The sequence below is a fragment of the Ruegeria sp. AE3 genome, from assembly GCF_056542225.1.
The window spans coordinates 305,594-329,536 of the sequence record NZ_JBQFZL010000002.1; the positions used below are offsets into that span (position 1 = coordinate 305,594).

Here is a 23,943-nt window from a genome sequence, read left to right on the forward strand (position 1 = left end):
TCTCAGGAGGCTGAGGCCGCGACGAGGACAATCTCGCCCGGCCAAATCGGTTGGATTTTCTCGGCAGCGCGCCATGCGCGCAGCCCGGTGGCACAGCAAAGGGCGAGGCGTTGCCCCTTGTTTGGGTCTATTTTTTGTATTTCTTCGGGTGAAATGCGTGTTGCATTCGGGTGAGCCGGAACCGGAGCTTCGTTCGGGTCACGCAGTTCGATAATCTGGTCTGTCTCCCTCAACTGACTGGCGGAGAGAAAGCGGAAACAGCTTGACGGTTCCGGCGCGTCATCAAAACGAAACCCGGTGCTGCGTAGGGTTCGCGCATCATATTGCACCATCTGCCCTAGGGGTGATGGGTCAAGCGGCAAGATCAGGCTCAGCGCCATCTGCGCCTGAATGGACCCGATCACACCGACAACGGGACCCAGAACACCCGCCGTGGCGCAGCTTGCGCCACTTTCCGGTGCGTCGGGGAAAACGGCACGCAGAGAAGGCGCACCGCCGCAGAAGCCGCCCACATATCCTGAAAGCCCCAGCACCGAGGCGCTGATCAGTGGCTTGCCTTGTGCCAGACAGGTATCCGACAGCATATAGCTGACCGCATAGCTGTCAGCACAATCCAGGATAATATCCGCCTGCGACACCAGATTGGGTGCATATTCCCCTGTTAGAGCCTGTTTCTTGGCAATCACATCGATTTCGGCGTTCAACGCACGGCATCGGTCAGCGGCGCGTTCAGCCTTTGACTGCCCGCAATCTGTTTCGGAAAACATTGTCTGGCGATGCAGGTTCGACAAATCGACGATGTCACCATCTACAATCGTGATATGCCCCACCCCGGCCCCGGCCAATAGTGGCAGTAGCGGCGCGGCCAGACCACCTGCGCCGACCACCAGAACACGGGCCGCAGTCAGGCGGGCCTGTCCTTCGATCCCAACCTCGGGCAGCAGCGTTTGGCGGACATACCGGCTCATCTCGTGACCTCGATCCAGGCACGCACCCGCGCTTCGGGGTCGGTGTTCAGCGTGATGTCCGTGACGGCCGAGACAATGTCGGCCCCCGCTGCCAGCACCCCTGCTGCGCGCTCGACGCTCATGCCGCCAATACCGACCAGAGGAATGTTGCCAACCCGCGCCTTCCATTCGGCCACGCGGGGAAGGCCCTGCTGATGCCATTTCATCTTTTTCAGGATGGTCGGATAGACCGGGCCCAGCGCCACGTAATCAGGATCCATGGCCAGAACCCGCTCAAGCTCATCATCGTCATGAGTGGAAACACCCAGCTTTAGACCCGCTTTTCGGATCGCTTTCAGATCAGCATCATCCAGATCTTCTTGCCCCAGATGAACCCAGTCGCAGCCCAGATCGATGGCGAGTTGCCAGTAATCGTTGATCACCAGAACCGCCCCGTAGTCGCGGCACAGATCGAGCGAGGCGGCAATCTGATCGCGCACCACCTCAACCGGTTGATCCTTGATACGCAGCTGCATCAGCTTGACACCCAGGGGCAGCATCCGCCGCAGCCAGTCCGAGTGATCGAAGATCGGATAGAAACGGTCCAGCGTCATGACAGGAAGGCCTTTCCAACAACAGGGGTCGAAGGCTCGGCCATATCACGCGCCTCGACCGGGTCTGCCTGATGGGCCAGTTGTCCGGCATGGATTGCCTGCGCCATCGCCTTTGCCATCAGAACGGGATCACCGGCACGGGCCACAGCTGTGTTCAGCAGAACGGCATCATAGCCCAGTTCCATTGCGTGGGCCGCGTGGCTGGGCAGGCCGATCCCGGCATCCACCACCAGCGGCGTGTCAGGGAACTCGGCCCGCATCGACCGCAGGGCGTATTCGTTGTTCAGCCCACGCCCAGACCCGATAGGCGCGCCCCACGGCATCAGCACTTCGCACCCCGCGTCCAGCAGGCGTTCGCCCACGATCAGATCATCGGTGGTGTAGGGAAACACCTCAAACCCGTCTTCGGTCAGGATTCGCGCAGCCTCGACCAGCTGGAACACATCCGGCTGCAAACTGTCGGTGTGGCCAATCAGTTCCAGCTTGATCCATTTGGTGTCAAACACTTCGCGCGCCATATGGGCTGTGGTCACCGCCTCTTTCACCGTGTGACAGCCAGCCGTATTTGGCATGATCAGGACACCAAGCTCGCGGATCATCTGCCAGAATGTCTGCCCTGCGCCGGATTCCCGCCGCAGCGATACCGTGGCAACCGCCGCACCGCTTTCACGAAAGGCCTGTTCCAGAATGGCGGGGCTGGGATATTGGGCGGTGCCCAGCATCAGCGGGTTCGGCAACTCGATGCCGTAGAACGTTCTCATCCTCAGCCCCCCTGCATCGGCGCGACAACTTCGATCCGGTCGCCATCGGTCAGTTTGTGCGCAATGCGCAGGCTTGACGGCACGAAATCTTCGTTCACTGCGGTGGCCACACGGCCCGAGAAGCCGCATTCCAGCAACAGATCCGACAGGGTTTCAGCGCGCACGTCCCGCGTCTCGCCGTTAAGCACGATCTTCATCGACCATCTCCGAATGTGTGTTGTCCAATGCCAGATCAGCGACACCCCGCGCCAATGCAGGGGCCAGCAGATAGCCATGGCGATACAGCCCATTGGCATAGATTGTCCGACCCAAGCGCCGGATACGCGGCAGGTTGTCCGGAAAAGCGGGGCGCAGGTCGACACCGATCTCCAGCACCTCGGCCTCGCCAAAGGCCGGGTTCACGGCATAGGCCGCGCTGAGCAGTTCCAGCATCGAGCGGGCGGTGATGCGGCTGCTGTCCTCGGATTCGATCATGGTTGCACCCAGCATGTAGACGCCGTCCCCGCGCGGAACGATGTAGAGCGGCATCCGCGGATGCAACAGCCGCACCGGGCGCGAAAGGTTCACATCGGGGCAGCGGAGAACCAGCATTTCACCCTTCACGCCGCGTAGGTCATGCAGATATTCGCGCGCGTGCAGGCCCCGGCAGTCAATGGCGTTGTCCAGTTGCGCCGGAGCCAGCTTTCGGTGGAATTCCACGCCTGCGCCTTGCAGGTGACGATGCAGATCGCGCAATGCCTGGCGAGGATCAAGGTGCGCTTCGTTTTCAAAATACAGAGCTTTGCTAAACTTGCTCAGATCAGGCTCTAATTCGATTATTTTCGCGCGATCAAACTCGCTGAACCCTTCGGTCCTGCGTGCAAACCGACGCAGGTCGGGCAGGTCACGTGCGTTGGCAACAACAAGGGTTCCACTTCTGTTTACCTGCGTTCGCTGCACCCACCATTCGATGGCTTCCTGCCCCAGCCGCAGAACCGGTTCTTCCGCATTTTCATATTCACACCACGGCGCCAGCATCCCACCGGCCCACCAGGAACACCCATGCGGGCCGGGCGGGCCGCCCGGATCAAAAACCTGCACCCTTGCGCCGCGTGACACAAGCTCACTGGCCACGGCCAGACCCGCAACGCCTGCACCTATGACCGACCAGAGCGTCACGCGGGCCAGATCCGATGGAAGTGGTGCACAGGGCCGTGCCCGGCACCAATCTTCAGCTCATCCGCCCGCGCGATGGCCCCTTGGAGATAATCATGCGCCTGCGCGACCGCATCCCTCAGCGGCAGGCCCCTGGCCAGTCCGGCGGCGATCGATGACGACAGGGTGCATCCGGTTCCGTGGGTGTTCTTCGTGTTCTGACGCGGGGCCTGAAACGCGGCCACGATACCTGAGGGGTCGACCAGCAGATCGTGGCAGACATCGCCGGACCCATGCCCGCCCTTCATCAAAACCGCACCTGCGCCCAGATCACACAGGGCCTGGCCTTGTGCGGCCATCTCGTCCGGTGATTGCGCCGGTGTCGCATCCAGCAAACACGCCGCTTCGGGCAGATTGGGTGTCAGCACAGTCGCTGCTGGCACCATCACTTCGCGCAGCGTCCGGACCGCTTCCTGCGCCAGCAAGGCATCTCCGGATTTTGCGATCATGACGGGATCAAGAATTATGGGGCCCTTGAACGTTTCCAGACCTCGAGCCACTGCGTGAATGATCTCTGGCGTGGCAAGCATACCGATCTTAATGGCCTTCACGTCCAGATCACTCAGCACCGCGTCGATTTGAGCAGCAATGACATCCAGAGGAACCCCATGCACCGCAGTGACGGCTTGCGTGTTCTGCGCTGTAATGGCGGTAATGACGCTTGCGCCGAATACACCCAACGCGGACATCGCTTTCAGATCGGCCTGAATCCCGGCGCCTCCGCCACTGTCAGACCCAGCAATGGTCAGGGCAATTGCCGCCATTTCGTCGCTCCATCTTTTTTGGGCAACGAGGTAAGGAAAACGTCTGTGTTCATAAGACCGTTCCCTACGCCGGAATTGCCCGGATCAGGTTCGATGGGTTAGCGCGGCTGCGCCTCTCAGCCCTGATACGGGCACCCCAACGGTTGTCGTGGACAATTTCAGGGTCGACGGTCGGAATCAAGACCCAATTTGGCAAATGCATTGCCACTTTTGGTCATCTGATAAGGCCAATTGAGTGTCTTTAGGGAGTGTTTTGCGAGGCTCTGCCTCGCGCTCCGGGATATTTAGAGCCAGATGAATAACGGATCCCTGCTTCATCTGGCTGGAAATATCCCGGGGGAGGCGCCCGGAACGGGCGGCGGGGGCAGAGCCCCCGGGTAACCCTGGTTGTCAGCTTTTCATACCGTCCCAGAAGGATTTGACGGATGAGAAAAAGCTTTTTGATTCCGGGTGGTTGTCTTCGCCCAGGTCATCAAACTCGCGCAGAAGTTCTTTCTGGCGGGTGGTCAAGTTGACCGGGGTTTCAACCGCCAGTTCGATGAACATGTCGCCAACACCGCCGCCGCGCAATGCGGGCATGCCTTTGCCGCGAAGACGCATTTGCCGACCCGACTGGCTGCCAGCCGGGATCTGCACCCGCCCACGACCGCCATCGATTGTCGGAACCTCGATCGATCCGCCCAGCGCGGCCTTGGCCATGCTGACCGGTACACGGCAATAAAGGTTTACGCTGTCGCGTTCGAACAACTTGTGATCAGACACTTCCACAAAGATGTAGAGGTCGCCCGGAGGGCCACCACGCATTCCGGCCTCGCCTTCACCCGCCAGTCGAATACGGGTGCCGGTTTCGACACCGGCAGGGATGTTGACCGACAAAGCGCGATCTTTTTCGACGCGGCCTGCACCCTTACAGGATTTGCATGGGTTCTTGATGATCTGACCCAGACCCGAACAGGTGGGGCAAGTTCGTTCGACCGTAAAGAAGCCCTGTTGCGCCCGCACCTTACCCATACCGGAACAGGTGGGGCAGGTTGTCGGCTCGACCCCGCCTTCTGCACCGGTTCCTTCGCAGGAGGAACAAGCCACGGCTGTAGGTACATTGATGGTTTTCTGCTGGCCCGAGAACGCCTCTTCCAGCGATACACGCAGGTTATAGCGCAGGTCCGAGCCGCGCGCGGCGCGTCGGCCGCCACCACCACGTTGCCCGCCCATGAAATCGCCGAACAGGTCGTCGAATACATCCGAGAACGCGCTGGAGAAATCGCCCTGCCCAAAGCCGCCGCCAGGCCGACCACCACCGCCCATGCCGTTTTCAAACGCGGCATGGCCAAAGCGGTCATAGGCCGCCTTTTTGTCGGCGTCACGCAGCACGTCATAAGCCTCGTTGGCTTCCTTGAACTGCGCCTCGGCATCCGGGTTGTCCTTGTTGCGGTCCGGATGCAACTCTTTGGCTTTCGTGCGAAAACCTTTCTTGATCTCATCCGCCGAAGCGCCCTTGGACACACCGAGCACTTCGTAATAGTCGCGTTTTGACATCAGTATTTCCTTCTGCCTCAACGTAAATAGGCCGGCCCGGCATCCGGACCGGCCCACATTGGCCCGGTTACCCGTTAGTTACGCTTTTCGTCGTCCAGATCTTCAAACTCGGCATCGACGATATCGTCATCACCATGTGCGGCATCCGCTGCGACAGGCTCGTCCTCGGCCTCTTCGGACTGCGCCTTGTAGATGGCCTCACCCAGCTTCATCGCTGCTTCGGTGACATTCTGGATGCCAGACTTGATCTTGTCGGCATTGTTGGTTTCCAGCTCGTCCTTGAGTGCGGCGATGGCCAGTTCGATGGCTTCGATCGTGGTCGGGTCGACTTTGTCGGCATGCTCTTCCATCGACTTTTCGGTCGAGTGGATGAGGCTTTCCGCCTGGTTCTTGGCGTCGACCAGCTCGCGGCGTTCCTTGTCGGCTTCCGCGTTCTCTTCGGCGTCCTTGACCATCTTTTCGATGTCTTCGTCGGACAGACCGCCCGATGCCTGGATGGTGATCTTCTGTTCTTTGCCGGTGCCTTTGTCCTTGGCCGAAACCGAGACAATGCCGTTGGCGTCGATGTCGAAGGTCACCTCGATCTGGGGCATGCCGCGCGGTGCGGGCGGGATGTCTTCGAGGTTGAACTGACCCAGGATCTTGTTGTCCGCAGCCATTTCACGTTCGCCCTGGAACACGCGGATGGTCACGGCGTTCTGGTTGTCCTCGGCAGTCGAGAAGACCTGAGACTTTTTCGTCGGGATCGTGGTGTTGCGGTCGATCAGGCGAGTGAACACGCCACCCAGCGTCTCGATGCCCAGCGACAGCGGGGTCACGTCCAGCAGAACCACGTCCTTGACGTCGCCCTGAAGAACACCGGCCTGAATGGCGGCGCCCATGGCAACCACTTCGTCCGGGTTCACACCCTTGTGCGGCTCTTTGCCGAAGAACTTGGTGACTTCTTCGATCACTTTCGGCATCCGGGTCATACCACCGACCAGAACAACTTCGTCCACGTCAGCAGCCGACAGACCGGCGTCTTTCAGAGCAGCCTGGCACGGTTTCATCGACTTCTTGATCAGGTCGCCGACCAGAGATTCCAGCTTGGCACGGGTCAGTTTCATGACCATGTGCAGCGGCTGACCGTTCGAACCCATCGAGATGAACGGCTGGTTGATTTCGGTCTGCGAGGTCGAGCTGAGTTCGATCTTGGCTTTTTCCGCGGCTTCTTTCAGACGCTGAAGGGCCATCTTGTCAGCAGACAGATCGACACCGTGTTCCTTTTTGAACTCATCCGCCAGGTAGTTGACGATGCGCATGTCAAAGTCTTCACCACCCAGGAAGGTGTCACCGTTGGTCGATTTGACCTCGAACAGGCCGTCGTCGATTTCCAGAATGGTCACGTCGAAGGTACCGCCACCAAGGTCATAAACCGCGATGGTTTGGGTTTCCTGCTTGTCCAGACCGTAGGCCAGTGCGGCAGCTGTCGGTTCGTTGATGATCCGCAGCACTTCCAGACCGGCGATTTTACCGGCGTCTTTGGTGGCCTGACGCTGTGCGTCGTTGAAGTATGCCGGAACGGTGATGACCGCCTGCGTGACTTCCTCACCCAGATAGCTTTCCGCGGTTTCCTTCATCTTACCCAGAGTGAAGGCCGAGATCTGGCTTGGGGAGTATTTTTCACCGCGGGCCTGAACCCACGCGTCGCCGTTGCCACCATCGACGATGGTATAAGGCACCATTTTCTTGTCTTTTTCGACTTCGGCATCATCCACACGACGACCGATCAGACGCTTGACGCCAAAGATCGTGTTGTCGGGGTTGGTGACCGCCTGACGCTTTGCAGGCTGACCGACCAGCCGCTCTTCTTCGGTGAAGGCGACGATCGAGGGCGTGGTCCGCGCCCCTTCGGCGTTTTCGATAACCTTCGGTTGCGAACCGTCCATGATGGCCACGCACGAGTTTGTGGTCCCGAGGTCAATCCCGATTACTTTTCCCATTTTTGCAATCCCTTTCTCTTCAAGGCGATGTCTCGACGGCAGGACCCGTTACGGCATCCCGTCCCCGATCTGATGTGCGCGACAGCACTACCATCGCGCGTCCCGGCGTATATAAGGGCGAGACCAGAGGCCTGCAAGCACCGTAGAACGCAGGTTTTAGGGATTCCGATGCCTTTTTTGGCAAGGAATTGGAAAGGATTGGGGTTTCCGGAATGGCGCGATTGGTTTTGCGGGGGTTCGATATCAGGAAAGGCTATCTTGATCCTGCGGCCCAGTCGCGGGTGATCGCGGATTTGCGCCCGATTCTGAAAGCTTCGCCCCTGTTCCGGCCTGTTACCCCCTCAGGCAAGGAGATGTCGGTTCGGATGACCTCGGCCGGCGATCTGGGTTGGGTGACCGACAAGGCCGGGTACCGGTATCAGGATCAGCACCCCAAAGGTGGTGCCTGGCCGGAAATCCCCGCCGCCATTCTGGATATCTGGCGCGATCTGGTCAGCACCGAGCAGGCCCCAGATTGCTGTTTGGTCAACTATTACGGGGAAGGTGCAAAAATGGGCTTGCATCAGGATAAGGACGAGGCCGATTTTTCATGGCCCGTCCTGTCGGTTTCGCTGGGCGATGATGCCTTGTTTCGGATCGGCAACACGACGCGCGGCGGCAAGACCGAGGCGATCTGGCTGAGTTCGGGGGATGTTGTTGTTATGGGCGGTCCGGCGCGGCTGGCATATCACGGTGTGGATCGGATCAGGTTCGGATCCTCGCGCCTGCTGCCCAAAGGCGGGCGCATCAACCTTACGCTGCGGGTGGCGCGTTAGCGGCGCGCATTCCAGCTTTTTGAGACGTGCTGACGGGTGAAGAATTCGCCCATAAGACCGATCATCAACAGGGCGATTCCGACCCAAGCCGCGTATTCCCAGCTTGTGTTTCTTGGATAATAGTTGCGGAACACGAACCCGCGGGTCTGGTCGATGATGTGAAACAGCGGGTTCCAGGCAAACATCATCAACAGCCCGCCACCCAGTGCGTTCGCAATGAACATCTTGCCGGAAAACACCATGTTCAGCCGCCGGTAAATATTGGTCAGCATCGAAACGGTCGTCGGGGCCCACGGTTTCAGTGCCATGAACACAAGCCCCACTGCGCAGCCGGTAAACCAGGCCAGCACCAACATTGCAAAGGCGCCGCCAGGGTTCTGCACCTCAAGCGGAGCAACAGCGACACTGTAGACGAACAGGATGATGAACATGGCCAGCAGAAACTTGTAGAAAGTGCTGAAGGCCGCAGCGAGAATCGTGACCATTACGTTCATCGGCGAATGAAGCATCATCGGGTTATTGGATGACCCAACCCCGGAAATCGCGCCGATCGACTGTATGTGCAGCATGAACGGGAACACGCCTGACAGGACATACAGCAGAAATTCGCCCCTGATCCTGGCGACCCCACCCCGGCCCATCAGCGACATGAGCAGATAGAACGTGACCATCATCACCAGCAATTGCACGACGTTAAGCATAATCGCGATCACCGCATTCGGATGCTGCGCGCGCACGTTCCGCACCACCGCGTGGAACACCAGTTCCGCAGTCGTCAGTGCACCGCCCAGCAGCGTTTGATTGCGCTTGTAATAGAACACTAAAAGGGTCTTTCCTGCCTCGTCGTCCCTAACCTGGCATGAATATCTTGCCGTTCGGTAACCGTCGCATCATAAGTCGGTCACGAGTTTGGATCAACAAACCACAGGAACGGAGCATTTTTGTGACCTACGACGCGCTTATTCCCGTCATCCGGCGTCTGGCCCTTGAGGCTGGCGACAGGATCATGGAAATCTATGAGGCAGACGATTTCGACGTCAAAGTCAAATCAGACTCCAGCCCCGTGACCGAAGCGGATGAGGCAGCCGATGCGCTGATTTCAGCCGGGTTGCGTCAGGCGTTCCCCGATATCCTGCTGATCACCGAGGAACAGGCCGCCTCGCATTCCGAAAAAGGGGATACCTTTCTGATTGTCGATCCGCTGGATGGCACCAAGGAATTCATCAACCGCCGTGGCGATTTCACCGTCAACATCGCGCTGGTCGAGGACGGAACGCCGACACGGGGTGTGGTTTACGCCCCGGCGCGGGGCCGCATGTTCTATACGCAGGCAGATGGTCAGGCGGTCGAGGAAACAGGCGCGTTTGACAAGGATGCACCCGGCACCCTGACGCCAATATCAGTCTCTAACCCGGACAATTCCGCGCTTTTGGTCGTGGCTTCAAAGTCGCACCGGGATCAGGCCACCGAGGATTACATCAACAAGTATCAGGTCAAGGACAGCAAAAGCGCGGGATCGTCGCTCAAGTTCTGTCTGGTTGCGACAGGCGAGGCGGATCTTTATCCGCGGGTCGGGCGCACGATGGAATGGGACACTGCGGCAGGGCACGCGGTACTGGCCGGGGCCGGAGGCCGGGTTGTGCGGTTTGACGATCACTCGCCGCTTCTCTATGGCAAAGAGGGCTATGCGAACCCGTTTTTTATCGCGTACGCTCCGGGTGTTAAGCTGAAGGAGGCCTGATGTCCGTTCTGATCGCCATCCCCGCCCGCTATGCCTCGACCCGCTATCCGGGCAAGCCATTGGTGCCGCTGACCGGCGCGACCGGCGTTTCGATGACACTGATCGAACGGTCCTGGCGAGCAGCCACTTCTGTCGCGGGCGTGGACCGGGTTGTGGTCGCAACCGATGACGACCGCATCCGCGAGCTGTCCGAAGGCTTTGGCGCCGAGGTGGTGATGACCTCGGAAAATTGCCAGAACGGCACCGAACGCTGCGCCGAGGCGCACAAGGTTCTGGGCAGCGGCTATGACATCGTGGTCAACCTTCAGGGCGATGCACCCCTGACACCGCATTGGTTTGTCGAGGATCTGATCGCAGGGCTGCGCGCGGCACCCGACGCTGGCGTGGCCACACCGGTCTTGCGCTGCGACGGGGACGCCTTGAACAGCCTTCTGAACGACCGCAAACATGGCCGCGTTGGCGGAACAACCGCCGTGTTCGGGCGCGATAACAGCGCGATGTATTTCTCGAAAGAGGTCGTGCCTTTCACCTCGGAGACCTATGGCGGGGATGAACCCACACCGGTGTTTCACCATGTTGGCGTCTATGCCTATCGACCTGATGCGTTGGCGGCCTATCCGGGCTGGCCAACGGGCCCTCTGGAAAAACTGGAAGGTCTTGAACAGCTTAGGTTCATGGAAAATGGCCGCAAGGTTCTGTGCGTCGAGGTTGACGCCAAGGGCCGTCAGTTCTGGGAGCTGAACAACCCGCAGGACGTGCCCAAGATCGAAGAGATGATGGCTGCGATGGGGCTGGAGTAGCCGGTTTTGCCCATGACGCCCCGCGGTTCCCATATCTCGATGACAGGCAATCTGGATCCAAAGGACGTTTCATGAAACCAATCCTCGTGACCGGTGGTGCCGGATATATCGGGTCGCATGCCTGCAAGGCGCTTGCGCAGGCGGGCTATGTTCCCGTGGCCTATGACAATCTGGTCACCGGCTGGCAGGATGCAGTGAAATACGGTCCGTTTGAACAGGGCGACCTGTTGGACCGGGCACGCCTGGACGAGGTATTTGCCAAGCATAAGCCGGTTGCGGTGATGCATTTTGCGGCGCTCAGCCAGGTGGGCGACGCGATGCGGCAGCCCGGGTTGTACTGGTCGAACAATGTCACCGGATCGTTGACGCTGATCGAGGCTGCGGTTGCGGCGGGCTGTCTGGATTTCGTGTTCTCATCCACATGCGCCACTTACGGCGAGCATGACAATGTGGTGCTGGACGAGGCAACCGCCCAACACCCGCTAAATGCCTATGGTGCATCGAAGCGCGCAATCGAGGATATCCTGAGGGACTTCGAAGCGGCCCATGGGCTGCGCCATGTCATTTTCCGGTATTTCAACGTTGCCGGCGCCGATCCCGAAGGCGAAGTGGGCGAGTTTCACCGGCCTGAAACCCATCTAATCCCCCTGATGCTGGATGCGATTGACGGCAAGCGCGAGGGTTTGACCGTTTTTGGCACCGATTACGATACGCCCGACGGCACATGTATCCGCGACTACGTCCATGTCTGTGATCTGGTCGACGCGCATGTTTTGGGGCTGGGCTGGCTGGAGCAGGGTAAAGAAAGCCGTGTTTTCAATCTGGGTACCGGCTCGGGGTTTTCCGTGCTTGAGGTGATCGAGCATTCCAAGTCCGTCACCAACCGCCCGGTGCCGTATTCGGTCGGTGCCCGTCGGGCGGGGGATTGCACAAAGCTGGTTTCCGGCTCTGTCCGCGCCCAAACCGAACTGGGATGGAAGCCGAAAAGGTCAACGTTAGAGACGATGATTGCGGATGCCTGGCGCTGGCATCAGAACGGCCACTACGAGAAATGAGGCCCCGGTGACGTCCAATACGGTTCAGACACTTCCTGATATCGGTTGGCGACAGGAATACCGGTTGCGCTGGAAACGGCGACGCCTTCTTTGGCGCTCGATGCGCAGCCGACATCAACTGACCTGCCTGAAAGATCAGACAAGCAGGATACGGGGCAACGACATTCTGGCCTTTACCACCTTGCGGAGTGAAATCACCCGCCTGCCCTGGTTCTTCCGTCACTATCGCCAGCTGGGTGTGAACCATTTTCTGATCGTCGACAACGGCAGCGATGACGGCTCGGCTGAATACCTGCAAGGGCAACCGGATGTTTCCCTTTGGCAGACCCGGTCCAGCTATCGCGGATCACGCTTTGGGCTGGACTGGCTGAGCTGGCTACAGATGCGATATGGCCATGGCCACTGGTGCCTGATGGTCGACGCGGATGAGCTGCTGGTTTATGCCCGGCAAGACCGCCAATCTCTGCAAGAGCTCACGGAATGGCTGGACCGGCAGGGGCGGGCCGGGTTTGGCGCTTTGATGCTGGATCTGTATCCAAAGGGGCCGTTGGGCGACCAAACCTATGACCCGGAAACGGACCCGATCAAGGTGCTGAACTGGTTTGACGCAGGCCCGTATCGTGCGCAGCGGCAAAGCCCGATGGGAAACCTGTGGGTTCAGGGCGGCGCACGCGAGCGGGTGTTTTTTGCCCAGATACAGCAGCGATCCCCGACGCTGAACAAGATCCCGCTCGTGCGCTGGTCGCGGCGCTATGCCTATGTAAACTCGTGCCATTCCGCCCTGCCCCGTCGTCTGAACGCAGAGTATGACGGGCCGGGCGGCGACACCCCGTCCGGCGTGCTGCTGCACACGAAATTTCTACCGGACATTATTGAAAAATCCAAAACTGAAATGCTGCGCCGCCAGCATTTTCATGACCCGAACCAGTTCGGCGCGTATTACGATCAGATACTCAATCAACCAGACATGTGGACCCCGCAATCGGTGCGCTATACCGGCTGGTCGCAGTTGCTGGAAATGGGGCTGATGCGCGACGGCGGCTGGCGTTGAAAACAAATCGAGGGGGATCAACGGCACCTTTACCATTTCCGGGGTTTAAAAAAGTTGCCTCAGAAGAGGTAGAAGTGGCATAAACCCACAATGTCCTGTCGCACCAGCGGTCACGGCAGGTTCGGGGAAAGCTCGCGTCATAATAAAGGTTGGGCAGTCGCGTGAGCCTGTTTGATTCATACAAGATGAGATTGCGGCGCAAGCGCCGTATTCTGCGCTGCCTCAGACGTCGGCGCGAACTTAAGCCCGCCAGCACCAACACGTCTGCCATCCGCCGTGACGATATCCTGTTGATGAGCGTTGTGCGAAACGAGAAAATTCGCCTGCCCTACTTTCTGGAATATTACCGCAAACTGGGCATCGACCATTTTCTGTTCATCGACAATGACAGCGATGACGGCAGTTTCGAATTCCTGAAAGAGCAGGCCGATGTATCGGTCTGGCGGACAACAAGCAGCTACAAACGTGCAAGCTATGGTCTTGACTGGTCGAATTACCTATTGCGCAAATACGCGCATGGACATTGGGTTCTGAGCGTCGACCCGGATGAGTTTTTTATCTACCCCTTCTGCGACACCCGCCCGATCCGCGCCTTGACAGACTGGCTGGACGGAAGCGCCGTGCGCAGCTTTGGCACCATGCTGATCGACATGTATCCCGAAGGGCCTGTCGATGCCGAAACCTATCGCGAGGGGCAGGATCCCTTTGAAATCGCACGGTGGTTCGATCCGGGGAATTACACGATCACCAAGAACCCCGATTACAAGAACCTGTGGATTCAGGGGGGCGCGCGGGCGCGGGTGTTCTTTCGCGACAAGCCATCCAAAGCCCCGGCACTGAACAAGATCCCGCTGGTCAAATGGGATCGGCGGTATGTCTATGTCAGCTCGACCCACTCGCTTTTGCCGCGCGGGCTGAATCAGGTTTACGACGAATGGGGTGGGGAAAAGGCCAGCGGTTCGTTGCTTCATGCCAAGCTGATCGACACCCTTGGCGACAAGGCATGCGAAGAATTGCAGCGCAGCCAGCACTATAGCGGTTCGGGCGAATACAAGGCCTATGCCGCACAGCTTGAAGACAAGCCCGTATTCTGGTGCGAATGGTCTGAGGCCTATATCAACTGGCGGCAGCTTGAGATTCTGGGCCTGATGTCAAAAGGAAACTGGGCATGAGCGGTCTGGGCATCGTCATGCTGGTTCATACCTCGCTGGACCGGGCCGAACAGGTCGCGCGCCATTGGACCGCTGCCGGATGCCCGGTTGTGATCCATGTGGATCGCAAGGTGCCCGGTGAAGAATTTGCGCGATGCGTCGCGTCCTGTTCCGACAACCCCCGGATCGCATTTTCTGACCGGCATCAATGCGACTGGGGCGGGTGGGGCATCGTTGCTGCCTCACAAAGCGCGTCCGAACTGATGCTGGAGCAATTTCCGGAAACGCGCCACATATTCCTGTCGTCGGGGGCCTGCCTGCCGCTGCGCCCGGTTCAGGAGCTGATCGATTACCTGGCCGACCGGCCTCGTGTCGACTTCATCGAAAGCGCGACAACGTCTGATGTCAGCTGGACAATCGGCGGGTTGGATCATGAGAGGTTTACGCTACGGTTCCCGTTTTCCTGGCGAAAACAGCGCGGATTGTTCGACGCATATGTAAAGCTTCAGCGCGCGGTCGGGTTTCGCAGAAAAATCCCCGACGGTCTGGTCCCGCATATGGGCAGCCAGTGGTGGTGCCTGACCCGTCAAACACTGTCTGCCATTCTGCAGGACCCCAAGCGCAAACAATATGACAGCTACTTCCGCCATGTGTGGATTCCGGATGAAAGCTATTTCCAGACATTGGCGCGGCTGTATTCCACACATATCGAGAGCCGATCCCTGACCCTGTCCAAGTTTGACTATCAGGGCCGCCCGCACATTTTCTACGACGATCATCTGCAATTGCTGCGGCGATCAGACTGTTTTGTTGCCCGCAAGATCTGGCCCCGTGCGGAACGGCTGTATCAGGCGTTTCTGACCGATCAGGCCAGTGCGATGAAGCCGGCAGAACCCAATCCCGGCAAGATAGACCGCGTGTTTTCCAAGGCGGTCGAGCGGCGGACAAGGGGGCGTGACGGGCTTTACATGCAAAGCCGGTTTCCCCGGCACGGCAGTGAAAACGGCCTTACCTCGTCACCCTATTCCGTATTTCAGGGCTTTTCCGAACTGTTTGAAGATTTCGAAGATTGGCTGGCCGCGGCCACTGGCACACGCGTGCACGGGCATCTGTTTGGACCCGAGCGTGCGGAATTTGCAAAGGGTGAAACCATCACAAACGGTGCGCTTAGCGATTGTGCTTTGCTGCGCGATTACAATCCGACGGCCTTTCTGTCGAATCTGATCTGGAACACACGTGGCGAACGCCAGTGTTTCCAGTTCAGCCCCCGCGACACGCAGGACATCAATTGGTTTCTGGCGCGGGACAAGAATGCGCAAATCTCGGTCATCACCGGGGCCTGGGCGATTCCGCTATTCCGGTCGAACCTGAATTTTTCGGATATCCGGTGCGAGGCCGCGCGTCTGCAACAGATCGAAACCAAACAGCTTGAGGTACTGACCTCGGTCTGGACCAAAGCGCGGATGCGCAGCTGGTCTCTGGCCGATTTCATTGAAGCACCTATGGAGCCCTTGCAGACAATCCTGGACGAAATTGGCGCGCATCAGGCCAGCCACCTGACAGAAGTGCCCACCATGGTCGATCTGTCCGGCTTTGGGAAGTTCCTGCAAAACCTCAAGAATCAGGGAATGCACCCTTACCTGATGGGCGATTTTCCTTCGGACGATGTGTTCGGCCGTCAGACGAAACCCTTTCGCAAACCCTATCTGGTGCAGTAAACCTCCATGCCGGCCAATTTTGACTACTTCGTTGTTCTGGCTGCCATGCGCACAGGGTCGAACCTGCTTGAGGCCGATCTGAACGCGCTGGACGGGGTTTCCTGCCATGGCGAAGCCTTCAACCCGCATTTTGCCGGCAACCTGAAATCCGATACCCTTCTGGGTCTGTCGCTGGAAGACCGCGATGCAGATCCGATGCGGCTGTTGAAGGCAATCCGTTCGGCACCGGGCGACTTGAACGGTTTTCGGTATTTCCAAGACCACGATCCACGCATTCTGAAACCAGTGCTGAACGATCCGCGCTGCGCCAAGATCATTCTCACGCGCAATCCGCTGGACAGTTTTCTGTCCCTGAAGATCGCGCGCGCCACGCAGCAATGGCTGCTGAAGAACGTGAAGCGCCGCGTCGATGCACAGGTTGCGTTCGACGGGGCCGAGTTTTCTGAGTATCTGGATCAGGTCCACAGCCACCAGCACATGTTGCGGCGGCATTTACAGAAGACCGGTCAGACTGCCTTTTTCATTACCTATGACGACCTGGCCGAGTTGGACGTTCTGAACGGTCTGGCCGCATGGCTGGGGGTTGAGGCGCGGCTGAGCAAACTTGACGATACTCTGAAACCGCAAAACCCGGCTCCTGCCGTATCGAAAGTCACCAACCCCGATGAGATGCAAGACGCCCTGTCCAAGCTGGACAGGTTCGGATTGCACCAGCCCGCCCGTTTCGAACCAAACCGGGGCGCGGCGGTGCCGCAATACGTCGCCGCAGCCAGATCAGCATTGATGTATTTGCCCATTCGCGGCGGAATAGAGCCTATTATTGTTCAATGGATGGCCGAGCTGGATGGCTGTTCTACTGACGATCTGGTCACAAACCGGAACCGCAAGGAAATCCGCGCTTGGATGCAAGACCACCCCGGACACCGGAAGTTCACCGTGTTGCGCCACCCGCTGGCACGGGCGCATTCGGCGTTCTGCCAGTACATTCTGGATACCGGGCCGGGCAGTTACAAGATGGTCCGCAATTATCTGCGCAACCGCCTTGACCTGCCGATCCCAGGGCAGGTGCGCGACAACAATTACTCGGTCGAACAGCATCGGAATGCATTTCTGGCGTTCCTCGGATTCCTGCGCATGAACCTCAACGGTCAGACGCCGATCCGCGTTGACGGGACGTGGTGCAGCCAGTCCCGCACGCTGGATGGCATTGCCAGCTTTCTGATGCCCGACGTGATTCTGCGGGAAGAGGAGCTGATCACGGCTCTGCCGGATCTGGCCCGCTCAACAGGCCACCCCAATCCGCCGGTTCCGGGCCCGTGCGCGCAAGATGTTCCGTATACGCTGGATCAGATCTATGACGAACAGCTTGAAGCGCTGGCATCCGAGGTCTACCAGCACGACTATGAAACATTCGGGATTGCAGCGTGGGCGCCTGTGCCCCCTAAGGGCGCAGAGTGATCAGCGTCCCTCGGTTGACCATCGCATAGATTTCTTCGATCTCGTCATTCTTGACCGCGATGCATCCCGCGGTCCAATCCGGAGTTTTCTTGGCGCGTTTGAACTCGGATCGCAGATTTGGCTGCCCGTGAATGAAGATGTCCCCACCCGGATCAACTCCCTCAGCCTTGGCCTTGGCGATGTCCTGAGAGTTGGGATACGAAATCCCGATAGACAGGTGATACCGGCTGTTGGGGTTGTGCCGATCGATCAGGTAACTTCCTTCGGGCGTGCGGCCGTCTCCGCGTTTGGTTTTTGTGCCCTGCGGCGCAAATCCCAGATCCACATCATATTCCTTGAGGACTTTTTCGTGGTGCAACAAATAAAGTTTGCGCGCGCCCTTGTTGACCACCAGCGAGGTGACCTCGGGCCCATCATAAGTCAGAAAATTTGGTCGGGCTGATGCACAAGCCGAAAGGCCCAGCGTTGCCATCGCCCCCAATCCGAATGCTCGACGATCCATGTTTCACTGCCTGCTTTGTTTTTTGGGGCTTATTATGCCAAAAAACGCGAAAACTGAAATCACTTTTTGATGTTCAAGTTTTCGGTCAGATGCCGCTCGATGCTCTCCAAGCGTTCCAGAACCTCATCACGATACGCATCAGTTTTGACCTCATCCTCTGCATGGTGCGCGTCCTGCATGGAATTTACGATCAGACCCACCAATAGGTTCACCACCGCAAAGGTGGTGACCATGATGAAGGGGACGAAGAACAGCCAGGCATAGGGATAAACCTCCATCACTGGGCGGACGATCCCCATCGACCAGCTTTCCAGCGTCATGATCTGAAACAGTGTATAGGCTGACCGGCCAAGATCGCCGAACCAATCCGGGAAGGTTGCCGAGAACAGCTTGGTCGAGATCACGGCACCGATATAGAACAGAATTGCCATCAGCAGGAACACACTGGCCATTCCCGGCAGGGCCGAGATGAACCCTTCAACCACCCGGCGCAGTCTTGGCGCAACGGAAATCACGCGCAATACCCGCAGGATTCGCAGGGCTCGCAAAACGGACAGGCCTCCGGCGCTGGGAACAAGCGCAATGCCGACGATCAGGAAATCGAAATTGTTCCAGCCGTTTGTGAAAAACCTGCGCCCGGTCGCGATCAGTTTCATGGTAATTTCCGCCACAAAGATCGCAAGGCACAGCTTGTCCAGCATCACGATCAGCGGCCCGGCGGCTTCCATCAGGGTCGGCGACGTCTCCATCCCTAAAAGCACTGCGTTAAAGATGATGACAGCCGTTATGAATTGCCCGAATGCAGGCGCTTCGATGATGTTCAGCAGACGCTGTCTGAAACCCATGGGTCGCTTTCTCCTGTCTGATCAAGATGCGGCGTTCAGGGTAAACCGCGCAGCAAGTTCCGTATGTGACGACCATCGAAACTGGTCAACGACCTGCACCCATTCAAGGGTATAGCCAGCGTTAACCAATATTTTTGCATCGCGCGCGAAGGTGACGGGGTTGCACGAGACATAGGCAATCACCGGGCGTCTGGCCTGTGCCAGCTCGGCCACCTGCGCCTCGGCACCGGCGCGGGGCGGGTCCAGTACGATTGCGTCAAACGATTTCAGTTCATCCGGCATCAACGGACGACGGAACAGGTCGCGGGCCTCGGTCGTCACGCGTTTCAGACTTTGCGCCCTGCGCCAGCCCTGATCCAGTGCCTGCACCATGTCTGCCGCACCTTCTACCGCGTGAACCTCGGCTTTTTCCGCCAGCGGCAATGAGAATGTGCCGCTGCCCGCAAACAGGTCAACAATTCGTTTCGCACCCTGCGCCGCCTCGGAAACGGCCTGTAATAGAGCCTGTTCTCCGTCTTTGGTCGCCTGAAGGAAGGCACCGGGCGGCGGCGTGACGACGGCGGCCCCAAAGCGCTGAACCGGAGCGTGGCGCATGGCGATCACTTCACCATCCCAGCTGAGCCGCGCCAGACCGTGTTTTTCGGTTTCTTGCGCCAGTGCCAGCTCCAGCGGCCCATCCAAGGGCTTGCCGCCCTTGACGGCCACATCCAGCCCGCCTTCGGACAGGGTGAGCGTGACGGCCAAGACGCCCTTGCGGCTGCCGCCCAGAACCGCCAGCGCCTCGGCCACGGAAATTGCGGCGATCAGGGCCGGGTCAAGCAAACGGCAGTCCGGGATTTCGGTGATCGTATCCGATGCACGTCCATGGAACCCGGCCAATGTGCCTTTCTTGGTCCGCCTGACGGCAATCGTGGCGCGTCGGCGTGAGTGTTCGGGAGATGTGTGTATCGGACGCATCGGCGCCTCAACCCCCTGCGCGGACAGGGCGTTGCGGACAATGCTCAGCTTCCAGTCGGCGACAAACGCATCAGAGGCGTGTTGCAACTGACAGCCACCGCAGGCTTTGTAATGGCGACACGGGGCCTTTACCCGGTCATCAGACGGCACCTCGACGCGGATATCGGTCAGCACCTGATCAACAAGGGTGCCGCTGACAACCTCACCCGGAAGGGTGCGCGGGGCATAAACGGGCCCATCAGCGATGCCGTCGCCCTGATGGCCAAGCCGGGTGATTGTGTATTTCTGCGTCATGAGGGGCCTGATATCCGGGCTTTGGGTGCAACAAAACCCTTATTCGGCAGCTTCTGCCTGAATGAAGCCACCAGATTGCCGATGCCAGAACCGGGCGTAAAGCCCGCCCTGATCCAAAAGGTCTTCGTGGGTTCCGGTTTCCACGATTTGCCCCTGATCCAGAACGATGATCCGGTCCATCTCGCTGAGCGTTGACAATCTGTGGGCGATGGCCAGAACGGTTTTGCCCTGCATCACCCGGTGAAGCGCCGATTGAATCGACGCCTCGACCTCGGAATCAAGGGCTGAGGTTGCCTCGTCCAGAACCAGAATGGGTGCGTCCTTAAGAATAGCGCGTGCAAGGGCGATCCGTTGCCTTTGACCACCGCTGAGCTTTACACCTCTCTCGCCCAGATGAGCGTCATAGCCGGTACGGCCCTGGGCGTCCTTGAGGCTCAGGATGAAGTCATGCGCTTCGGCCTTGATTGCGGCCTTGATCAACTCGGCCTCGGACGCGTCCGGGCGGCCATAGAGGATGTTTTCGCGGGCGGACCTGTTGAACATCGCCGTTTCCTGCGTGACCATGCCGATCTGGCGGCGCAAACTGTCCTGCGTGACTTGCGACACGTCCTGCCCATCGATGCAAATAGCGCCGTTTTCCCTGTCATAGAGCCGAAGAAGAAGCGAAACGAGTGTTGATTTGCCCGCCCCTGAGGCACCGACAATTCCCAGCTTTTCGCCCGGTTGCACGGTGAGCGTCAGGTCCGTAACACCGCCGACGTCCCGGCCGTAAGCAAAACTGACATCTTCGAACGAGATGGATCCTTCGGTTACATCAAGATCTTTCGCGCTGCGCGCATCCTCGACCCTGTCCCGTCTGGCCAGCGTCTTCATCCCGTTTTCGATCTCACCCACATTGGCATAGAGGCCCATCAACGTGAAGCTGACCCATCCGGTCATCTGCGAAATCCGAACCGACACCGCGCCAGCGGCAACGATGTCACCGGCGGTTGCCATTCCGAACTGCCATAACCACAGCGTCGCCCCCAGCAGGAGAACAGGCAGAATGCCGGCAAGCGCCATCAGGACGAACCGGAAACTGGCCGACAGCTTGCCGAACGCCAGTGATTTTTTCCGCAGCTCGACCATCGAGTGCCGCGCGGCCTGATCTTCGAAATCCGAGTGCGCAAAAAGCTTGACGGTTTTGATGTTGGTGATCGTGTCGACCACCTGCCCCGAAACCATCGCCCGCGCCCCTGCACGTGCAGCCGAGCGTATGCGAATACGCGGCAGGTACCAGCGCACCAGAAGGAAATAGACCACCAGCCAGGCTGCAAAGGGCAGCATCACCAAAGGATGAATAGACCCTAACAAAAGCAAAGAGCCCGCTAGCGACGCCAACGCAAACACAATCGCACTGATCGTTTCGGACACGACCGAGGCCATGGCGTTCGACGTCTGCATCTGTTTCTGGGCAATGCGCCCGGCGAAATCATCGTCGAAATAGGTGACAGACTGGCCCAGCGTCCAGCGGTTCAGCTTGGCCAGCACCAAAGGCGTGATGTTGGGCATCACGATATAGTTGTTCGAAATCGAAGACAGCCCAAACAGGATCGGGCGCAGCAGCATGAAGAACACCACCGCCCCAAAGATCATCCACATATTCCCGGCGGTCATGAAATGCTCGGGCCCGCTGGATGTTGCCACATCGATCACACGCCCCAGAATCCACGCTGTTCCAGCCTCCATCGCGCCAGCCAGGGCCGAAAAGAACGCGGCGACAAACAGCATGGGCCACGCGCCCGAAAGGCTCCAGCGAATGAACGCCCCCAATGTCTGCGGCGGGGGCGTTTCTGTGGTCCTGAACGGATAGATGAGATCGGCAATCTTCATTCAGCGGCCTCCGGGTTCATGAAGCCGCCAGATTGCCGCGCCCAGAACTGCGCGTAAAGGCCACCCTGCGCCAATAGATCAGAATGCGCGCCCTCTTCGACGATGCGGCCCCCGTCCATCACCAGAATGCGATCCATCTGCGCAATGGTGCTGAGACGGTGGGCGATGGCAATCACGGTCTTGCCCTGCATCATTCCGTAGAGGGTTTCCTGAATTGATGCTTCGACCTCGGAATCCAGCGCCGATGTCGCCTCGTCCAGCAAAAGTATTGGCGCGTCCTTCAGGATCACCCGGGCCAGCGTTACCCGCTGCCTCTGACCACCGGACAGCTTTACGCCCCGCTCACCCACATGCGCATCATACCCGGTGCGCCCCTGCGGGTCTTGCAGGTCAAGGACGAACGCGTGCGCTTCGGCCTGTTTGGCTGCGGCAATCATCTGCGCCTCGGTCGCGTCCGGACGACCGTAAAGGATGTTGTCACGCACAGAGCGATGCAGCAACGCACTATCTTGCTGGACCATGCCGATATGGCTGCGCAGACTGTCCTGTGTGACATCCGCTATGTTCTGATCATCAATCAGAATGGCACCGCGTTCGACGTCATAAAACCGCAAAAGCAGCTTTACCAGAGTCGATTTCCCGGCACCCGACCGCCCAATGAGGCCGATCTTTTCGCCGGGCTGAATGGTCAGGTTGATGTGGTCAAGCCCACCGGCCTCGCGCCCGTAATGGTGCGAGAGATTGCGGATCTGGATCTCACCCCTGGTCAACCGCAGGGGGTTGGCGTCGCGCACGTCAAGCAGATCGATGGGTTGGGCAATGGTCTCCATCCCCTCGGCCACGATACCAAGCTGGCGGAAGAAGCTGGTCAGCGCCCACATGATCCATCCGGTCATGGCGTTCAGGCGCAGGGTCAGTGCGGTTGCTGCCGCGACGACGCCGACCGAAGCGGAACCCTGCATCCACAAGGCAATTGCCCAGCCCACGACACCCACGATCAGCACCCCGTTCAGGGTGACCAGAACCGCATCCATGATGGTGAAAATCCGCATCTCGATCTGGAATGTCCGGCGGGTTTCCTCGATCGCTTCGCGAGCATAGTCCAGCTCTTGCGTGCCATGGGCGAACATCTTGACGGAATGAATGTTGGTATAGCTGTCCACGACGCGGCCGGTAACAGTTGACCGCGCATCGGAGGCCGCCTTGGAGGCCGGCCCGACACGGTGAACCGTCCAGCGCACCAGCATCGCGTAGAACACAAACCAGATCAGCAGCGGGATCAACAGGCGCGCATCCGCTACATAAAGCAGGATCGCCGCACCGACCAGGTAGGCTAGTGAAAAGGAAATCGCGTCAAAGACCTGAAAGATCACCTCACCCGCTGCGGGCGGTGTCTGCATGATCCGGTTGGCAATCCGCCCTGCAAAATCGTTTTCGAACCAGCCAACCGACTGACGCAGAACGTGTTTATGGGCGCGCCATCGGATCAGAGTGCCAAAGTTCGGCAGGATCGTGTTGTTCAGGATCAGTACATCGACAAGATGCAACAAAGGGCGCAGAAACAGGACAAAGGCCGCGATCAACAACAGCTCGGTCCCGTGGTTCTGCCAAACCTCGGTTGGGGTACCGCCCAACAGGTCGACGACACGACCCATATAATAGATCAACCCGATCTCGACACCGGCGACGATAATGGAAATCAGCGCAGCCCAGACAAACACCCGATAGAACGGGCGCGAATAGCCCAGCAGGAACGGCCACAGCCGGGTCGGCGGCGTGTCAGCCTCATGATAGGCGACAAAAGGGTCAACAAGGTTTTCGAAATAGCGAAACATGGAGTGTGCTCCGATTGAGCAGAGAAAAAGACATGCGAAGACAGATGGCGC

General features: G+C 58.8%; 22 protein-coding genes and 1 riboswitch. Of the genes, 8 read left to right on the forward strand and 14 right to left on the reverse strand.

The window, feature by feature from the left end; all coding sequences use genetic code 11:
- Positions 1–2 precede the first annotated feature (2 nt).
- The 8 genes from ACR0NZ_RS08310 to dnaK all read right to left on the reverse strand — a co-directional run bounded on the left by ACR0NZ_RS08310 (position 3) and on the right by dnaK (position 7,798).
- Positions 3–968: a ThiF family adenylyltransferase gene (locus ACR0NZ_RS08310; RefSeq protein ID WP_480518174.1), complete on the reverse strand. Its 966-nt coding sequence runs from the start codon at positions 966–968 to the stop codon at positions 3–5.
- Positions 965–1,561 (reverse strand): thiamine phosphate synthase, encoded by a 597-nt coding sequence (locus ACR0NZ_RS08315; RefSeq protein WP_480518176.1) that lies wholly within the window; start codon positions 1,559–1,561, stop codon positions 965–967. The genes ACR0NZ_RS08310 and ACR0NZ_RS08315 overlap by 4 nt, the downstream gene beginning before the upstream one ends.
- The gene (locus ACR0NZ_RS08320) at positions 1,558–2,322 is read right to left on the reverse strand and encodes a thiazole synthase (protein ID WP_480518178.1); all 765 of its coding nucleotides are present in this window, start codon (positions 2,320–2,322) and stop codon (positions 1,558–1,560) included. The genes ACR0NZ_RS08315 and ACR0NZ_RS08320 overlap by 4 nt, the downstream gene beginning before the upstream one ends.
- A gap of 2 nt (positions 2,323–2,324) precedes the next feature.
- A complete protein-coding gene (gene thiS, locus ACR0NZ_RS08325) occupies positions 2,325–2,519 on the reverse strand; it encodes a sulfur carrier protein ThiS (protein WP_480474356.1) in 195 nt (64 codons plus the stop codon).
- Positions 2,503–3,480, reverse strand: coding sequence for a glycine oxidase ThiO (gene thiO / locus ACR0NZ_RS08330; RefSeq protein WP_480518180.1), 978 nt, complete (start codon positions 3,478–3,480; stop codon positions 2,503–2,505). The genes thiS and thiO overlap by 17 nt, the downstream gene beginning before the upstream one ends.
- Entirely contained in the window at positions 3,477–4,280 is an 804-nt protein-coding gene (thiD, locus tag ACR0NZ_RS08335; protein ID WP_480518182.1) for a bifunctional hydroxymethylpyrimidine kinase/phosphomethylpyrimidine kinase, read from the reverse strand. The genes thiO and thiD overlap by 4 nt, the downstream gene beginning before the upstream one ends.
- A 44-nt stretch (positions 4,281–4,324) precedes the next feature.
- A riboswitch (TPP riboswitch) is annotated at positions 4,325–4,429 on the reverse strand.
- 241 nt (positions 4,430–4,670) lie between these two features.
- Entirely contained in the window at positions 4,671–5,816 is a 1,146-nt protein-coding gene (gene dnaJ / locus ACR0NZ_RS08340; RefSeq protein WP_480474359.1) for a molecular chaperone DnaJ, read from the reverse strand.
- Positions 5,817–5,890: 74 nt separating this feature from the next.
- Positions 5,891–7,798 (reverse strand): molecular chaperone DnaK, encoded by a 1,908-nt coding sequence (dnaK, locus tag ACR0NZ_RS08345; RefSeq protein WP_480518184.1) that lies wholly within the window; start codon positions 7,796–7,798, stop codon positions 5,891–5,893.
- Positions 7,799–8,010: 212 nt separating this feature from the next.
- Here dnaK and ACR0NZ_RS08350 point away from each other — a divergent pair, with 212 nt between their 5' ends.
- Positions 8,011–8,613, forward strand: coding sequence for an alpha-ketoglutarate-dependent dioxygenase AlkB family protein (locus tag ACR0NZ_RS08350; protein ID WP_480518186.1), 603 nt, complete (start codon positions 8,011–8,013; stop codon positions 8,611–8,613).
- Here ACR0NZ_RS08350 and ACR0NZ_RS08355 read toward each other — a convergent pair.
- Positions 8,610–9,434 carry an ABC transporter permease gene (locus ACR0NZ_RS08355; protein ID WP_480482477.1) on the reverse strand — a complete coding sequence of 275 codons (825 nt, stop codon included), beginning with the start codon at positions 9,432–9,434 and terminating at the stop codon, positions 8,610–8,612. The genes ACR0NZ_RS08350 and ACR0NZ_RS08355 overlap by 4 nt on opposite strands.
- A gap of 122 nt (positions 9,435–9,556) precedes the next feature.
- Here ACR0NZ_RS08355 and cysQ point away from each other — a divergent pair, with 122 nt between their 5' ends.
- From cysQ to ACR0NZ_RS08390, 7 genes are all read left to right on the forward strand, one after another.
- Positions 9,557–10,354, forward strand: coding sequence for a 3'(2'),5'-bisphosphate nucleotidase CysQ (cysQ, locus tag ACR0NZ_RS08360; RefSeq protein ID WP_480518188.1), 798 nt, complete (start codon positions 9,557–9,559; stop codon positions 10,352–10,354).
- A complete protein-coding gene (locus tag ACR0NZ_RS08365) occupies positions 10,354–11,154 on the forward strand; it encodes a 3-deoxy-manno-octulosonate cytidylyltransferase family protein (RefSeq protein ID WP_480518190.1) in 801 nt (266 codons plus the stop codon). The genes cysQ and ACR0NZ_RS08365 overlap by 1 nt, the downstream gene beginning before the upstream one ends.
- A gap of 71 nt (positions 11,155–11,225) precedes the next feature.
- Positions 11,226–12,209 (forward strand): UDP-glucose 4-epimerase GalE, encoded by a 984-nt coding sequence (gene galE, locus ACR0NZ_RS08370; protein WP_480518192.1) that lies wholly within the window; start codon positions 11,226–11,228, stop codon positions 12,207–12,209.
- 7 nt (positions 12,210–12,216) lie between these two features.
- The gene (locus ACR0NZ_RS08375; protein WP_480518194.1) at positions 12,217–13,260 is read left to right on the forward strand and encodes a glycosyltransferase family 2 protein; all 1,044 of its coding nucleotides are present in this window, start codon (positions 12,217–12,219) and stop codon (positions 13,258–13,260) included.
- Between the two features lie 185 nt (positions 13,261–13,445).
- The gene (locus ACR0NZ_RS08380) at positions 13,446–14,432 is read left to right on the forward strand and encodes a glycosyltransferase family 2 protein (protein WP_480518263.1); all 987 of its coding nucleotides are present in this window, start codon (positions 13,446–13,448) and stop codon (positions 14,430–14,432) included.
- Positions 14,429–16,129, forward strand: coding sequence for a DUF5927 domain-containing protein (locus tag ACR0NZ_RS08385; protein ID WP_480518196.1), 1,701 nt, complete (start codon positions 14,429–14,431; stop codon positions 16,127–16,129). The genes ACR0NZ_RS08380 and ACR0NZ_RS08385 overlap by 4 nt, the downstream gene beginning before the upstream one ends.
- A 6-nt stretch (positions 16,130–16,135) precedes the next feature.
- On the forward strand, positions 16,136–17,587 hold the full coding sequence (locus ACR0NZ_RS08390; protein ID WP_480518198.1) for a nodulation protein NodH: 1,452 nt from the start codon (positions 16,136–16,138) through the stop codon (positions 17,585–17,587).
- Here ACR0NZ_RS08390 and ACR0NZ_RS08395 read toward each other — a convergent pair.
- Genes ACR0NZ_RS08395 through ACR0NZ_RS08415 form a run of 5 tightly spaced genes read right to left on the reverse strand, consistent with a single transcriptional unit; the run spans position 17,571 to position 23,892 of the window.
- Positions 17,571–18,089, reverse strand: a complete 519-nt coding sequence (locus tag ACR0NZ_RS08395) for a L,D-transpeptidase family protein (RefSeq protein ID WP_480474368.1) — start codon at positions 18,087–18,089, stop codon at positions 17,571–17,573. The genes ACR0NZ_RS08390 and ACR0NZ_RS08395 overlap by 17 nt on opposite strands.
- 59 nt (positions 18,090–18,148) lie before the next feature.
- Positions 18,149–18,934: an ion transporter gene (locus ACR0NZ_RS08400; RefSeq protein ID WP_480474369.1), complete on the reverse strand. Its 786-nt coding sequence runs from the start codon at positions 18,932–18,934 to the stop codon at positions 18,149–18,151.
- Between the two features lie 21 nt (positions 18,935–18,955).
- Positions 18,956–20,185, reverse strand: coding sequence for a class I SAM-dependent RNA methyltransferase (locus tag ACR0NZ_RS08405; RefSeq protein WP_480518200.1), 1,230 nt, complete (start codon positions 20,183–20,185; stop codon positions 18,956–18,958).
- Positions 20,186–20,224: 39 nt separating this feature from the next.
- Positions 20,225–22,057, reverse strand: coding sequence for an ABC transporter ATP-binding protein (locus tag ACR0NZ_RS08410; protein WP_480518202.1), 1,833 nt, complete (start codon positions 22,055–22,057; stop codon positions 20,225–20,227).
- Entirely contained in the window at positions 22,054–23,892 is a 1,839-nt protein-coding gene (locus ACR0NZ_RS08415) for an ABC transporter ATP-binding protein (RefSeq protein ID WP_480518205.1), read from the reverse strand. Before ACR0NZ_RS08415 ends, ACR0NZ_RS08410 begins: the two co-directional genes overlap by 4 nt.
- Between the last annotated feature and the right edge of the window lie 51 nt (positions 23,893–23,943).

Bases quoted from the DNA above. Each gene is read 5' to 3' on its own strand.
- ACR0NZ_RS08310 (WP_480518174.1), bottom strand. From the start codon at position 968: ATGAGCCGGTATGTCCGCCAAACGCTGCTGCCCGAGGTTGGGATCGAA.
- ACR0NZ_RS08315 (WP_480518176.1), bottom strand. From the start codon at position 1,561: ATGACGCTGGACCGTTTCTATCCGATCTTCGATCACTCGGACTGGCTG.
- ACR0NZ_RS08320 (WP_480518178.1), bottom strand. From the start codon at position 2,322: ATGAGAACGTTCTACGGCATCGAGTTGCCGAACCCGCTGATGCTGGGC.
- thiS (WP_480474356.1), bottom strand. From the start codon at position 2,519: ATGAAGATCGTGCTTAACGGCGAGACGCGGGACGTGCGCGCTGAAACC.
- thiD (WP_480518182.1), bottom strand. From the start codon at position 4,280: ATGGCGGCAATTGCCCTGACCATTGCTGGGTCTGACAGTGGCGGAGGC.
- dnaJ (WP_480474359.1), bottom strand. From the start codon at position 5,816: ATGTCAAAACGCGACTATTACGAAGTGCTCGGTGTGTCCAAGGGCGCT.
- dnaK (WP_480518184.1), bottom strand. From the start codon at position 7,798: ATGGGAAAAGTAATCGGGATTGACCTCGGGACCACAAACTCGTGCGTG.
- ACR0NZ_RS08350 (WP_480518186.1), top strand. From the start codon at position 8,011: ATGGCGCGATTGGTTTTGCGGGGGTTCGATATCAGGAAAGGCTATCTT.
- ACR0NZ_RS08365 (WP_480518190.1), top strand. From the start codon at position 10,354: ATGTCCGTTCTGATCGCCATCCCCGCCCGCTATGCCTCGACCCGCTAT.
- galE (WP_480518192.1), top strand. From the start codon at position 11,226: ATGAAACCAATCCTCGTGACCGGTGGTGCCGGATATATCGGGTCGCAT.
- ACR0NZ_RS08380 (WP_480518263.1), top strand. From the start codon at position 13,446: ATGAGATTGCGGCGCAAGCGCCGTATTCTGCGCTGCCTCAGACGTCGG.
- ACR0NZ_RS08385 (WP_480518196.1), top strand. From the start codon at position 14,429: ATGAGCGGTCTGGGCATCGTCATGCTGGTTCATACCTCGCTGGACCGG.
- ACR0NZ_RS08390 (WP_480518198.1), top strand. From the start codon at position 16,136: ATGCCGGCCAATTTTGACTACTTCGTTGTTCTGGCTGCCATGCGCACA.
- ACR0NZ_RS08395 (WP_480474368.1), bottom strand. From the start codon at position 18,089: ATGGATCGTCGAGCATTCGGATTGGGGGCGATGGCAACGCTGGGCCTT.
- ACR0NZ_RS08400 (WP_480474369.1), bottom strand. From the start codon at position 18,934: ATGGGTTTCAGACAGCGTCTGCTGAACATCATCGAAGCGCCTGCATTC.
- ACR0NZ_RS08405 (WP_480518200.1), bottom strand. From the start codon at position 20,185: ATGACGCAGAAATACACAATCACCCGGCTTGGCCATCAGGGCGACGGC.
- ACR0NZ_RS08410 (WP_480518202.1), bottom strand. From the start codon at position 22,057: ATGAAGATTGCCGATCTCATCTATCCGTTCAGGACCACAGAAACGCCC.
- ACR0NZ_RS08415 (WP_480518205.1), bottom strand. From the start codon at position 23,892: ATGTTTCGCTATTTCGAAAACCTTGTTGACCCTTTTGTCGCCTATCAT.